Source organism: Thermaurantiacus tibetensis (genome assembly GCF_015354055.1).
Classification (GTDB): Bacteria; Pseudomonadota; Alphaproteobacteria; order Sphingomonadales; family Sphingomonadaceae; genus Thermaurantiacus; species Thermaurantiacus tibetensis.
This window is the reverse complement of record NZ_JACHTM010000001.1, coordinates 130,247-143,192: the sequence shown is the minus strand read 5'-3', so window position 1 is coordinate 143,192 and position 12,946 is coordinate 130,247. Positions and strand designations below refer to the sequence as shown.

Sequence of the window (12,946 nt, the reverse complement as noted above, 5' to 3'; positions counted from 1 at the left end):
CACGAGGCTAGGCGCGGCGCTGGGCGAACCGCTAGCAGGAGGCGGGGATGCGGCACATGATGGCGGCGGCGGCACTCGTGCTGGCCGCACCGGCGGCAGCGAATACGCCGGAGGAGCGGCTGGCGGCGGCCGGGCACGTGCTGCCCGCGCCAGTGCGCCCCGTGGCGGTTTATGCGACCCGGGTGCAGGCAGGCGACCTGCTGTTCCTCTCCGGCCATGGCGAGTGCGACGCGAAGCGGCAGGCGCGCGGCAAGCTGGGACGGGACTTGACGGTCGAGGAGGGCCGGGCCTCGGCCGAGCGGGTGGCACTCTGCATGCTTGCCACCATCAGGGATGCCGTCGGCGGGCTCGACCGGGTGGAACGGGTGGTCAGGATCCTCGGCTTCGTGAATGCGAGCCAGGATTTCACCCAGCATCCGCAGGTGATGAACGGATTCTCGGAGCTGTTCGTGACGGCCTTCGGCGAGGCCGGCAAGGGCGCGCGATCGGCAGTCGGCGCGCCGAGCCTGCCGGGGAACATCGCCGTCGAGGTGGAGGCGGTGGTGCAGCTGAAGCCGCCCCCCGGCCCGGAGGCCAGGGGGCGGGACAGCCAGATCAGGCGCTGACGCGGGCAGGAGCCGCGGTGCGGCGGCGGGCAGCGGCGCCGATCATGCCGAATCCGGCAATCAGCATCGCCCAGGTGCCCGGCTCGGGGATGACGCCGGCATTGTCGCGCAGGACCACCTGGCCGCGGATGAAGGCCTCGTTGGAGGCGTTCTCGACGGTCCAGAACTGGCTGGCCGGGCTGCCGCCGATGAGGAAGCCGCGGACATCGAGCGCATAGTCCACCGTGCCGATGGTGAAGAAGCCCGAGGCCTGGTTGAAGTTGACCGCGACGCGATCGGCGCAGCCGTTCTGGTTGGGCGGCGTGCCGTTGGGATTGCCGTCGGCGCAGGGGTTGGCGCCGTTCGGAGTCTCGAAATGGTCGAAGGCGTAGATGAAATCGACCGTGCCGAAGGGCAGGCCGTTGACGAGCACGTCGGTGGTGAACCTGAGCTTGACCGCCGAGATGGCCGTGCCGGCGCTGATCGGGAAGTTGAGGTGCGTGAACCGGCCGATGCTGGTGACGGCGCTGGTGTCGGTCAGGGGATCGACGACAAGCGTCGGGATGCCGATCGCCTCGAAGCGATAGCCCGACTGGGATCCGCCCGTCCCCCAGCGGACTTCGGCGGTTCCGGTGCCATTTCCGGTGAAGTTGACGGCGGCACCGCCGACGGTGTCGAACCAGGTGGCCCGGATGTTGGTGAAGTCGATGGTGGTCGAGGCCATGGCCGGAAGCGCGGCAAAGCCGAGCGCGGCCGCGGCAAGCGCGGTTGCAAGACGCATTGTGGTGGTCCTTCCCTTGCGGGCCGCGCCGTTCGCAGCCCCCTGGGAACCGGAGTGGATCAAGTGGCAGCAGATATGAAGGTAATTTCGTTGTTAACCGCCGCTGATCTCGGTTACTCGAACGCCAGCGCAGCGAGGGCCTCCTCGAGGGCGTTGAAGCGCGAGCGCTGGCCCGGCGGGGGCTTCTCCGCGCTGCCGGTCAAGGCCCAGGCGTGGACCGTGCCAGAGGCTGGGTCGATCACGAGGGCGGAGAAGAGGCCATAGGCTTCGCCGAGGTGGCCGCAGCCGGCCATCGGGCGGGGGCTGAGCGGCTGGTCTGCCCCTGCCTCGCCGGTGCCGGAGAAGCAGTGGAGCCCGCCTTCCGACCAGAAGCGCATCAGCTTCGGGTCGGTCTCGTCGCCGGTACCGCTTCGGGCCACGGCCCGCGCGCGGAACAGGGCGGCGTGGGTTTCGGCCTTCAGGAAGCCGCCGCGGTTGGCGAGCAGCGCCTGGCCGAGTCGGGCGAGTTCGGTGACGGAGATGCGCAGGCCCCCCTGCGGCGCGAACAGGCCGCCGTTGGTGCCGGGACGGTAGGTGTCGAGCGCGCACGGGGCACCGGGCGCCAGGCGTACCGGGCAGCCGCCGGCAGGGCGCTCGGAATCCACCTGCGGAACCCAGGGGCCATCGGGCTGCCAGGTGGCGCCGAAGTCGGCGGACTTGCGGTAGAGCACTGCGCCGGACGCGGCGAAGCCTTCGGGGCAGGCCGACCAGTTGAAGCAGCCCTGGACGCCGAGCGGGCCGAGGACGAGCGCCTGCGCCGCCTGGTCGAAGCGCAGCCCGGTCTGCATCTCGACGATGGTCGCGAGCATGACCGAGTTGAGGTTGGCATAGTCGAAGGCGGTGCCCGGCGCCGCCGCGCTCCACGCCTTCGGCCCCAGCAGGTCCTCGAGGCGGGTGCCGAGCGTTGCCGCATAGCCGCCCGCATCGGAGAGGCTGCTCTCGTGGCGCAGCAGCATGCGGATGGTGACGGGCACCTGCGGGTGGGCGGGGTTGCGAAGCGGGCGGCCGAGCGCGCGGCTGGCATCGGCATCGAGGTCGATCTGGCCGCGATCGGCGAGCCGCAGGATGGCGAGCGCGACGACGACCTTGGAGACGGAGGCGACGCGCATCGGGGTTTCGGGCAAGAGCGGGCGCAGGATGGTGCCGTCGGGTGCAAGCTCGGCTCCGCCCTCGGCGCGGGCGACCAGCCGGCCATTGGCAGTAACGGTGGCGAGCGCGAAGCCTGCGACCGGCACGCCGGCGAGCCGCGGCAGCGCCGCATCCGAAGCGCGGCCGGCCGACGCCCCGACCGCCAACGCAAGGCAGACCAACCCGCAGACGATGCGACGCACGGGCGCGGGCCTAGGCCGCGCGGGCCTCCGCGAGCGCGGAGTCCGCCACATGGTCGGCGAGCACCTCCAGGACCTCGCCCCGCGTCAGGCCGAAGTCCTCGAGCGTGTAGCGGTGGTGTGCGAAGGGGTGCTCGCGTGCCGCGCGGGCGACATAGGCCCGCATGGCGGCGCGGGCCTGCGGGCTGAGCTCGAGGCCGAAGTGCGCATAGATGCGCTGCACCGCCTGCGGCCAGCCGGCATTCACTTCCTCGAAGCCGACGTCGATCTGCCGGTCGGGCGCGATCCGGGGGCGGATGGCTGCCGTGCGGTCCATGCGGTGGCGGGTCTTCCACAGCCATTCGCGGCCGACCCAGTGCGGGTCGACCTCGTCGGACTGGACCACCATCTGGTTCCAGGCGAGGCTGGCCGAGGAGGCCACGACCGAGACCGGGTCGCGGTGGGTGAAGACGAACCGGGCGTCCGGAAACTCGGCCAGGAGCAGGTCGAGATCGGCCATGTACTGCGGCGTCTTGAGGACCAGGGGCCGGCGGTCGCCGGTGAACCACTGGCGCAGCTTCATGAGGCGCTTCATGCGGGCATAGGCTGGGGCCATGTCCGCCGTCTCGCAGTGGCGGGCGAAGGAGGGGATCCGCCGCTGCGCCTCGATGAGGGCGCCGTGGAGGGAGTGCTCAAGGAGGCCGAGCTCCTCGTCCACCTCGAGCGGACCGGTCGGGTGGACCTCGGCAGTCGCCGGGTTGATCCAGGTGATGACGCGCAAGCCGAAGCGCGTGCGCGAGATTCGCGGATCCTCGCGGCGCGTGAAGCTGTTCGGCCAGGGCACCGGGCAGGTCGATTCGTAAAGTCGGAAGGCGGAGAAGGCGGGGTCAGCGGCGATCAGGCGCTGGAGGCGGGTGGTGCCAGAGCGCATCGGGCCGACGATGACGAGTGGAGGAGCGATCTCCTCGGCGTCGATCTCAGGGTGGCGGCGGAAGAGCTCCTCGGCCCACAGCCGTTCCTTGACGATCTTGAGCAGCGAGCCGTGGGCGATGACCCGGCCCAGCGTGTTCAATCGGGCCTCCTCCCGAAGCGCGGGAAGGAGAACCGCGAGCTGCGAGTCGAGGAAGCGCGTGTCGCCGAGATCGGCCAAGCCGGTCTCGCGCATGGCACGGGTGACGATCCGTTCCCACGAAAGGTCCGCGGGCGGCTGGAGGCCGCGCTCCCACAGGCGCTCGAGCCCGCGCATCAGGCCGTTCAGCGGAAAGGGGCGGAAGCGGGTGGCAGGCGGCAGGCTGGACATGGACCCCGCCGCTGATACAGCCGTGTTCGTGGCATTTGCATGGCGCATCGGGCTGCTTGGCGGGTCGCTTCTTCTTTGCGGCTGCGCTGTGTCGAAGGAGGCACGCATCCGCGCAGTGCTGACCGACGCCGGCGTGCCGAGGCCGATCGCCAACTGCATGGCCAAGCCGATGGCCGATGACCTGACGGTCGAGCAGCTGCGTGCCATGGCCGATGCCGCGTCGATGATGCGGCGCCCGCCGGGTGAGGTGACGCTCGAGCAGGCGCTCAGGGCGCTTCGGACGGTGGGCGACCCGGCGATCGTGGGGACGCTCGCGCTGGCGACCGCCGGCTGCATCGGCAGGAACTGAAAGGGCGCACGGCGGAGCCACCCGGCGGGCCTGCTCCGCCGGCCGGGGGGTTCCCGCGACGCCTGCGTCGCGGGGTGGGGCCGGCCGGCCGCCGGCGTCTCGGCGTCAGGCGGCGCCTGACGCCGTGCGCCTTCAGGCGTAGCGGAAGGCCGCGTCGTCGAGATCGATCGCGGGAAGCTCCCGGAGCTCGCGCGGATAGTCCTGGTTGTGCTGCCACTCCGGCTTGTTGCCGCGCTTGGGCAGACGGTGGAGGTCCCGCTTCAGGTAGTTGGGATTGAAGTTCTCCTCGTCGATGAAGGGGAGGATCGGCATGTTGTGATCCTCCGGCCGGAGCGCCACCTCCACCCGCTTCGCGCCCTTCGCGTCCATGTGATTGAGGAGCCGGCAGACGAAGTCAGCGACGAGATCGACCCTGAGCGTCCAGGAATAGCGGAAGTAGCCGAAGATCCACACCATGTTCGGCACACCGGTGAACATCATGCCGCGATAGGTCACGGTGCTTCCGAAATCGAGCGGCTTGCCGTCGATCTCGAAGGCGATGTCGCCAAGGATGCAGAGATTGAAGCCGGTCGCGGCAATCACGATGTCCGCCTCGACCAGCGTGCCGTCCTTCATGCGGATGCCCGTCTCCTCGAAGCGGGCGATCTCGCCCGTCACCATGCTCGCCTTGCCCGAGGCGATGCCGAGGAACATGTCGCCGTCGGGGATGTAGGCAAGGCGCTGCTGCCAGGGCCGGTAGCGCGGCGTGAAGTGCGGGTCGATGGGATAGTCGGGCCCGAGGAACAGGCGGGCAGCGGCGAGCAGCTCGGCCTTCACCTGCTCCGGCTCCTCCTGGCAGCGCTCGGTGATTTCGTGCTGGTCGTGAAGGATCTTGCGCCGGGTCACCTCGTGCACCGTCATCTCGGGAACGCCCAGCGCGCGCATGGTGTCGGCGGCATCCTGCCGGTTGGGCGCCGGGTAGAAATAGGTGGGCGAGCGCTGGATGACGGTGATGTGCGCGGCCTCGGGCATGTTGGGGACGATGGTGGCGGTGGTGGCACCCGAGCCGATGACGGCCACGCGCTTGCCCGCATAGTCGAGCCCGCCCTCGGGCCAGTCCATCGAGTGGAGGAAGGTGCCGCGGTAGGTCTCGAGCCCCTCCCAGTCGGGCACATAGCCCTTGAGGTGCCGGTAGTAGCCCTGGCACATCCAAAGGAACGTGGCCGAGATGGCGAACGGGCCTTGAGGCCCCTCGCCCCGCAGCGTCCAGCGGTTCGCCGCACTGTCCCAGCTGGCGTGGGTGATGCGGTGGCGGTAGCGGATGTGGGGCGCAAGGTCATTCTCGGAAATCACCTCGCCCAGATATTTCAGGATCTCGTCGCGGGTGGCGATCGGCGGGCCGACCCAGGGCTTGAAGCGGTAGCCGAAGGTGTAGAGATCGCTGTCGGAGCGGATTCCGGGATAGCGGTGGGACCACCAGGTGCCCCCGAAGCTCTCGAACGCCTCGAGGATGACATAGGACTTGCCCGGGCACTGGTCCTGGAGATGCTTGGCGGCGCCAATGCCGGAGATGCCGGCGCCGACGATGAGCACGTCGAAATGCTCGGTGGCCTCCAGCGCCTCGCGGGCCGCGCCCTCGACCGTCATCACGTTCATGGCAAGCCTCCCTCACTGCCCGCTCCACCCTGACATGGGACGAAGCGGGCAGCGGGTCAACTGCCGAACGGCGCAGGCTGGCCTCAGCCGATCCGGAACTCGTCGAACTTCCTGACGGGCGCGGCAAGGTTGCGCGTGTCGTAGACATGGCTCGACACGAGGCCGGTCGCGCTCTCGAAGATGGTGAAGGCGGTCAGCAGGTTGGAGGCGATGAACGGCACGGCCTGGGAAGCGGGTCCGGCCTCCCGCATGGGATTGAAGATGCTGGGCTGGGCCATCGGCCGGCCGTGGGGGTCCCCGGTGACCGGGTCATCGGCCGGGTTCCAGGTCAGCGTGGTGCGCGGCGGGCTGGCAGCGACCGTCGCGCTGCGCCAGGCGGCATTGCCCGGCTGGGTCGGCCGCGGCCCCTGCGACGGGCTCACCCCCGGCTGGGCTGTCTCGAAGAACATCGCGCCGAAGCTGTTCCCGACGTTCGCCGTCTCGAGATAGTGGAGGTTGCCCACCCGGCTGCGGTTCCACAGGTGCGAGTGGCCGCAGTGGACGAGATGGACGTTGGCGGCGAGCAGCAGCGGCTCGATGTCGTTGCGCCAGATGTCGTCGGCGAGCGGATATTCATAGCGCACGTAGCGCAGCTCGCCGGCGCGCAGCCGCTCCTCCACCTCGGGCCAGCGCTGCGGCCATTCCGAGGCCGGGACGGGGCCGATGAGGCCGCCGCCGACGAGCTCGACGGTGACTCGCTGCATCGCCTGGACCGGCACGGCATTGTCGCCAAGGCCGAAGGGCGTCTGGTGGGTGAGGACGATGCGGTAGCGGGCGGTGCGGCACGCCTCGGAGGCGAGCACGCCCTGCAGCCACTCGAACTGGCGCGAACCGCGGCCGAAGGGGCGGAAGGTGAAGTCGCCGAAGCCCCAGTCGGAGGGATTGTCGAACACGCGCTGGGTCGTGTTGTTGAAGTTCTCGGTGAACTTGCCGCGCTGGTTGGCGTTCCATGTCCGCCAGATGCGGTTGGCATCGAGCGAGATGAGGAAGACGTCGCCGTAGCGCTGGGCCCAGTAGGCCTTGCCCTCGGGGCCCTCGGGCAGCGACCACATCTCCTGATAGGTGATGAACTCGAAGCTGTTGTCGGTGATCCAGCGCTCGCGGAAGGCCGGGTCTCCGGAGGGGTTGATGGTGGCCTTCAGCCGCTCGTAGCGCAGCTCGGCGTACCAGCGCGGCTGCGGGTCATTGTCCATGTTGTTGATGGTGACCGGCAGCGTGTTGGCCGGGTCGTTGGTCTCTCGGTCGAGCCGCCAGCGCCCCGGATACTCATGGTTGCCGAGGCAGCCGTAGAGCGCGGCATTCTGGAGGATGGTGCCGCCACGGAAGGGGGAGCCTGGGTTCCAGCGCTGCATCGTGCCCTGGAGCGACTGGAAGAAGGAGGGGTTGGCAATCGACACCCGGTCGAACCATTCCGACGCACGATTGGGCTGGCTCACGAAATCGCCCGGGAAGAGGACCGCATCGACCGCCCCCACCGTCTCCTCGACCTTCTGGTAATTGGCCGCGGTCATGCGGTTGTTCTGCTGGTCGGAGGTGAGCAGGATCTTGAGCGCCTGGCCGGTGCGCGGCAGGGGCTGGAGGGTCGCATTGAAGGTGGAGCGGAACGCCCGGCCGCCGAACTCGCTGACCGCGACATAGGGCACGCGCTGGCCCGGGGTGAGCCCAGTGACGCGGGCCTCGTGCCGGAACACCCGCCGCCGCTGCGGCTCGGCAAGCTCCGAGGTGATCTGCTGGAAGACCTGGCTGTCGCGGTCCTCGAGCAGGCGGGTCATCGGCGTGGTGGTGACCGGGAAGGCCCGCTCGTTGCGCTCGCCGACGAACACCTGGTGGTTGCCGTTCTCCACCATCGAGAACCAGACCACGCGAACACTGTCGGGGCCCGGGTTCTGCAGCATCGGCTCGGAGAGGATTTCCCGGCTCTGCGCAAAGGTCGCGGCCGGAAGCGGGCGCGGCGCGGGCGCCGGTTCCGGCAGCGCCCCTGGCCTTGCCGCCGGCTCGTTCCGGCAGGCACCGGGAAGGCCGCTGCCGGCAGCAAGTGCACCAAACTTCAGGAAATCACGGCGCGCCCTGTTGGCAGCGTCATCCGTATCGGGGGATTGCGGACCGAAGCTCAGGTCTTCCACGGCATGTCTTCTTCCTGCCAGCTGGCGACGCGCGCCGGCGCTCAGCGGCGCGCGCCTCTGGCCGGAAGGCGAAACGAGGGTGACAGAGTCATTTCAGGTCGGTGACAATTTCCAAGTCGTCCGGCCATGTCGGCCATGACGCCCGGTGCGACAACGCACCGCGCGCCCGCGCAACGGGGCCGGGGGGTCACCGTTCGGACCCGGCTCCGGCCGACTTGGGAGCGCTACGGGGTCTGGGGCCGAGCCTGCGGCAAACCGGGCAGAGACGTCGCGCCTTGCGCCCGCCGTCTCAGGCCAGAGCTTTCACGATCTCGTCAGTCATCTTCTTGGCGTCGCCGAGCAGCATCATCGTGTTCTCGCGGTAGAACACGTCGTTGTCGATGCCTGCATAGCCGGCGCCGCCCATCGAGCGCTTGACGAACAGAACGGTCTTGGCCTTGTCCACGTCGAGGATGGGCATGCCGTAGATGGGCGAGCCGGGCTCGCGCGCGGCCGGGTTGGTCACGTCGTTGGCGCCGATCACGAAGGCGACATCGGCCTGGGCGAACTCGCCGTTGATGTCCTCGAGCTCGAACACCTCGTCGTAAGGCACGTTCGCTTCGGCCAGAAGGACGTTCATGTGGCCGGGCATGCGGCCCGCCACGGGGTGGATGGCGTATTTCACCTCCACCCCTTCCTTCTTGAGCAGGTCGGCCATCTCGCGCAGCGCATGCTGGGCCTGCGAGACGGCCATGCCGTAGCCGGGGACGATGATGACCTTCTGGGCGTTCTTCATGATGAAGGCGGCATCGTCGGCCGAGCCGCGCTTCCACGGCCGGTCGGTCTTGGCGGCGCCCGCCACCACTGTATCCCCGCCGAAGCCGCCGGCGATGACCGAGAGGAACTTCCGGTTCATCGCCTTGCACATGATGTAGCTGAGAATTGCCCCCGAGGAGCCGACGAGCGCGCCGGTGATGATCATCGCCGTGTTCTGGAGCGTGAAGCCCATCGCTGCGGCAGCCCAGCCCGAATAGCTGTTCAACATGGAGACGACGACCGGCATGTCGGCCCCGCCGATCGGGATGATGAGGAGGAAGCCCACGACGAAGGCAAGGAGGGTGATGGTCCAGAAGATCCAGGGCGACTGGTCGGTCATGAAGAAGCCGACGAGGCCGAGGATGACGGCGAGCGTGCCGAGGTTGATGACGTGGCGCGCCGGCAGAAGGATGGGCGCGCCCGACATGTTGCCGTTGAGCTTGAGGAAGGCGATGACGGAGCCGGAGAAGGTGATGGCGCCGATGGCGGCACCGAGGCCCATCTCGAGGCGGGAGACCGGGAAGATCTGGCCGGCGTCGTTCAGGAGGCCGAAGGCGGACGGGTTCAGGAAGGCGGCCGCCGCGACGAGAACGGCGGCAAGGCCGACGAGCGAGTGGAAGGCGGCGACAAGCTGGGGCATCGCCGTCATGGCGATGCGCCGGGCGACCAGCCAGCCGATGGCGCCGCCGATCGCGACCGCGCCGACGATCTCGGGCAGCGAGGCGACCTCGTGGGTAAGCAGCGTCGCGGTGACGGCAATCGCCATGCCGACCATGCCGAAGCGGTTGCCGGCGCGGCTGGTCTCGGGGCTGGAGAGGCCGCGGAGTGCCAGAATGAAGAAGACGCCCGCGACGAGATAGGCGAACAGCGCCCAGGCGGGGATGGCGGCTTCGTGCATGGGTCAGAGCCTCGCGGCGAGCAGGAGGGTCACTTGGTCTTCTTCTTGTACATGGCGAGCATCCGCTCGGTGACGGCAAAGCCGCCGAAGATGTTGACGCTGGCCAGCACCACGGCGGCAAGGCCGAGCCACTTCGCGACCGCCGAGCCGGCCGAGGCGGCAGCGATGAGCGCGCCGACCACGATGACGGACGAGATGGCGTTGGTAACCGACATGAGCGGCGTGTGAAGCGCCGGTGTCACCGACCAGACGACATAGTAGCCGACGAAGCAGGCCAGCACGAAGATCGAGAGGATGGAAAGGAAGTCCATGGGCGTTCTCCGTCAGCCTTGGAGTGCCGGGTGGATGATGGCGCCGCCCTTCACGACGAGCGCGCCCTTCACGATCTCGTCGTCCTCGGGAAGTTTCAGCGTCTTCGTCTCCCTGTCCCAGAAGGTCTGGACGAAGTTCAGGAGGTTGCGCGCGAAGAGCGAGCTGGCCGTCGAGGCCATGCGGCTCGGATAGTTGGAAAAGCCGAGGATGGTGACGCCGTTCGGGGTGACCACCCGCTCGTCGGCCTTCGAGCCCTCGACATTGCCCCCCTGCACCACCGACATGTCGACGATGACCGAGCCGGGCCGCATGGTCGCGATCTGCTCTGCGGTGACGAGGCGCGGCGCCGGCCGCCCGGGGATGAGCGCGGTCGTGATGACGACGTCCTGCTTGGCGATGGTCTCGCTGATGAGGGCGGCCTGCTTGGCCTTGTAGGCGTCGCTCATTTCCTTCGCATAGCCGCCGGCCGTCTCGGCCGCCTTCGTCTCCTCGTCCTCGACGAAGATCGGCTTGCCGCCGAGCGAAAGGATCTGCTCCTTGGTGGCGAGGCGCACGTCGGTTGCCGAGACGATGGCGCCCAGGCGCTTGGCGGTGGCGATCGCCTGCAGGCCGGCCACACCCACCCCCATCACGAAGACGCGCGCGGCCGGCACCGTGCCGGCCGCCGTCATCATCATCGGGAAGGCCCGGCCATAGGCTTCCGCCGCGTCGATGACGGCCTTGTAGCCGGCGAGGTTGGCCTGGGAGGAGAGCATGTCCATGCTCTGTGCCCGGGTGATGCGCGGCACGAACTCGAGCGCGAAGGCATCGACTCCGGCCGCGGCATAGGCCTGGAGGCGGTCCTTGGCCTGGTAGGGGTTGAGGCTGGCAGCGAGAAGCGCACCTTTCGGCAGGCCTTCGGGTTCGGGGCCCTGGATCGCCAGCACGAGACCGGCACCCGCCAGCACTTCGGAGCGGAGCGCCACCTTCGCGCCCGCCGCCTCGAACTCGGCATCGGGAATGTCCGCGCCGACGCCGGCGCCGGCTTCCACCGCCACCTCGGCGCCGAGTGCTGCCAGCTTCTTCACCGTCTCGGGCGTGGCGGCCACGCGCCGCTCGCCGGCGGCCGTCTCCTTCAGAACAGCGATCTTCATGCGCCCCCTAGGTGAGAAAGATGGCCATGCCGATGAGCACGATGGCGATGAGGATGGTTGCCCACTTGGTCAAGCCAAGGAAACGTTCCCATGTGGCAAGCGCCTGTTTTGGGAGCTTGTCGAGTTCCGCCATCGGTCGATCCGGTTGCAAGAATTGGTCCGGCCGGCCCCTTGCACCAGCCGGGGCCGGTCAGGCAATGCCACTCTTGGGAGGGAGGGCGAAACCCGCCGCGGCAAGCGCCGCCTGCTGGCGGGCCTCGAGTGCCTCCACCGTGAAGCCTTCGATGAGCCCCTGGAACATCCGCGCCCAGTTGAGCCGCGCGCCGAGCTGGATGAAGACGCCGCCAAGGCCGATGGCGGCGCGGTCCATGAAGACGAACTCGGCCGGGATCCTGACCGTGCCGGTCTTCCGAAGCTCGGCATGGACCTTCTGCGCCGTCGCCCGGCCATATTCGCCGGGCTTCGCATTCTCGTCGATCAGGCGGACCCGGTCGTCGAGGAGGGGCCCGTAGAGGAACTTCGCCCAGACGAGGAGGATGCGCATCAGCTCCTTCGTGAGCCCGCGGAAGCCCCAGAGGCCGAAGGCGTGGAAGGCGCGGTCCTCGTCGTTCGTCTCGATCGCGCGGTAGAGCTCGTTCACGCCCTCGAGGAAGCTGGGCGGAAAGATGCGGACGCAGCCGAAGTCGAGGAGGTTGATGACGGCACGCTCCGCGCTCGCGTCGGCCACCGTGTAGTTGCCCAAGTGCGGGTCGCCGTGGATGACGCCCACCTGGTAGAAGGGCTTGTACCAGGCCTTGAAGAGGGCTTCGGCAAGGCGGTTCCTCACCGCCTCGGGCGCGTCGCGGAAGCCGAGAAGCTTCCGGCCCTCGAGCCATTCCATGACGAGCAGGCGGGGGGTGGAAAGCGGCTCGAACACGGCCGGGACACGCACCTCGGCAACGCCCTCGAGCATCCCGCGGTAGAGGCGGATGTGCTTCGCCTCTCGCGCATAGTCGAGCTCCTCGCGCAGGCGCGCGGCGAGCTCGTCGCGGATCTCGGCGGTGTCGATCGAGCTGTCGATCCGGCGGAACAGTGCGAGCAGGAGGTCGAGCTGACCGAGATCGGCTTCGACCGCGCTGCCCATGTCGGGGTACTGGAGCTTGACTGCCACCGTCTCGCCGGACGTGAGCCGGGCCTTGTGGACCTGGCCGAGCGAGGCAGCGGCAGCGGCCTCGAGCGGGAAGTCGGCGAAGTGGCGCTGCCAGTCGGGGCCGAGCTCGCCGGCCATGCGGCGGCGAACGAAGCCGGGGCCCATGGGCGGCGCATCGGCCTGGAGCTTGGCAAGTTCCGTCGCGTATTCAGGCGGAACCGCGTCCGGGATGTTGCCGAGGACCTGGGCGATCTTCATCACCGGGCCCTTGAGCTCGCCGAGCACACGGCGGAGCTCGCGGGCATTCCTGGCATCGGCAAAGTCGCGGCCGCCGGCGCGGGCGACGGCTGCGCCGGCGGCAAAGCCGCCGAGGTTGGCGCCGACGCGCGCAAAGCGGGCGAGCCGGCCGGTCAGGGTCGCTTCCGTCATGCCCTGCGACATAGGGCCGGGTGCGGCGGAACGCGAGTGCGACCGATTGGGCGGGCGTCAGGGCAGGCGGGTGAGCCAGAGGGTGTCGCGGCG

General features: G+C 69.1%; 12 protein-coding genes. 2 read left to right on the top strand and 10 right to left on the bottom strand.

The features are described 5' to 3' along the window. Positions 1-47: 47 nt before the first annotated feature. The gene (locus H3H34_RS00720) at positions 48-605 is read left to right on the top strand and encodes a RidA family protein (RefSeq protein ID WP_194743357.1); all 558 of its coding nucleotides are present in this window, start codon (positions 48-50) and stop codon (positions 603-605) included. On the opposite strand, the gene H3H34_RS00715 is transcribed toward H3H34_RS00720, so the two are convergent. The 3 genes from H3H34_RS00715 to H3H34_RS00705 all read right to left on the bottom strand — a co-directional run bounded on the left by H3H34_RS00715 (position 595) and on the right by H3H34_RS00705 (position 4,011). Beyond that, positions 595-1,365 (bottom strand): THxN family PEP-CTERM protein, encoded by a 771-nt coding sequence (locus H3H34_RS00715; protein WP_194743356.1) that lies wholly within the window; start codon positions 1,363-1,365, stop codon positions 595-597. The genes H3H34_RS00720 and H3H34_RS00715 overlap by 11 nt on opposite strands. A 113-nt stretch (positions 1,366-1,478) precedes the next feature. Then, entirely contained in the window at positions 1,479-2,735 is a 1,257-nt protein-coding gene (locus H3H34_RS00710) for a serine hydrolase domain-containing protein (protein ID WP_194743355.1), read from the bottom strand. A 10-nt stretch (positions 2,736-2,745) separates the two neighbouring features. Beyond that, a complete protein-coding gene (locus H3H34_RS00705) occupies positions 2,746-4,011 on the bottom strand; it encodes a sulfotransferase family protein (RefSeq protein ID WP_194743354.1) in 1,266 nt (421 codons plus the stop codon). 88 nt (positions 4,012-4,099) lie between these two features. Between H3H34_RS00705 and H3H34_RS00700 the strand changes: the two genes are divergently transcribed. After that, on the top strand, positions 4,100-4,360 hold the full coding sequence (locus H3H34_RS00700; protein ID WP_194743353.1) for a hypothetical protein: 261 nt from the start codon (positions 4,100-4,102) through the stop codon (positions 4,358-4,360). 132 nt (positions 4,361-4,492) lie between these two features. Here the strand turns inward: H3H34_RS00700 and H3H34_RS00695 are convergent, their stop codons facing one another. The 7 genes from H3H34_RS00695 to H3H34_RS00665 form a co-directional block, all read right to left on the bottom strand. Next, on the bottom strand, positions 4,493-5,995 hold the full coding sequence (locus tag H3H34_RS00695; RefSeq protein ID WP_235945222.1) for a flavin-containing monooxygenase: 1,503 nt from the start codon (positions 5,993-5,995) through the stop codon (positions 4,493-4,495). An 83-nt stretch (positions 5,996-6,078) separates the two neighbouring features. Further along, positions 6,079-8,157, bottom strand: coding sequence for a twin-arginine translocation signal domain-containing protein (locus H3H34_RS00690; RefSeq protein ID WP_194743352.1), 2,079 nt, complete (start codon positions 8,155-8,157; stop codon positions 6,079-6,081). A 289-nt stretch (positions 8,158-8,446) separates the two neighbouring features. Further along, positions 8,447-9,850 (bottom strand): NAD(P)(+) transhydrogenase (Re/Si-specific) subunit beta, encoded by a 1,404-nt coding sequence (locus H3H34_RS00685; protein WP_194743351.1) that lies wholly within the window; start codon positions 9,848-9,850, stop codon positions 8,447-8,449. Between the two features lie 29 nt (positions 9,851-9,879). Further along, complete coding sequence (locus tag H3H34_RS00680; protein ID WP_194743350.1) at positions 9,880-10,161, bottom strand: proton-translocating transhydrogenase family protein; 282 nt, start codon at positions 10,159-10,161, stop codon at positions 9,880-9,882. A gap of 12 nt (positions 10,162-10,173) precedes the next feature. Further along, on the bottom strand, positions 10,174-11,295 hold the full coding sequence (locus H3H34_RS00675) for a Re/Si-specific NAD(P)(+) transhydrogenase subunit alpha (protein WP_194743349.1): 1,122 nt from the start codon (positions 11,293-11,295) through the stop codon (positions 10,174-10,176). 7 nt (positions 11,296-11,302) lie between these two features. After that, positions 11,303-11,428 carry an aa3-type cytochrome c oxidase subunit IV gene (locus H3H34_RS00670; protein WP_194743348.1) on the bottom strand — a complete coding sequence of 42 codons (126 nt, stop codon included), beginning with the start codon at positions 11,426-11,428 and terminating at the stop codon, positions 11,303-11,305. A 57-nt stretch (positions 11,429-11,485) separates the two neighbouring features. Continuing rightward, complete coding sequence (locus H3H34_RS00665; RefSeq protein WP_207790708.1) at positions 11,486-12,853, bottom strand: ABC1 kinase family protein; 1,368 nt, start codon at positions 12,851-12,853, stop codon at positions 11,486-11,488. Positions 12,854-12,946: the final 93 nt, after the last annotated feature.